This window comes from Enterobacter sp. 50588862, assembly GCF_001462935.1.
Lineage (GTDB): Bacteria > Pseudomonadota > Gammaproteobacteria > Enterobacterales > Enterobacteriaceae > Enterobacter > Enterobacter bugandensis.
On record NZ_LNHM01000044.1, the window covers coordinates 1 to 247 of the forward strand.

The following is a 247-nucleotide window of genomic DNA, read 5'->3' on the forward strand; positions in this document are numbered from 1 at the left end:
CTTGACACTGAACACTGGTCCTTGATGTGTAGGATAGGTGGGAGGCTTTGAAGCGTGGACGCCAGTCTGCGTGGAGCCGTCCTTGAAATACCACCCTTTAATGGCTGGTGTTCTAACGTGGACCCGTGATCCGGGTTGCGGACAGTGTCTGGTGGGTAGTTTGACTGGGGCGGTCTCCTCCCAAAGAGTAACGGAGGAGCACGAAGGTTAGCTAATCCTGGTCGGACATCAGGAGGTTAGTGCAATG

1 rRNA gene is annotated in these 247 nt (G+C 54.7%); it reads left to right on the top strand.

The features are described 5' to 3' along the window. Positions 1-247 (top strand): 23S ribosomal RNA (locus APT89_RS21735); the annotation flags it as partial.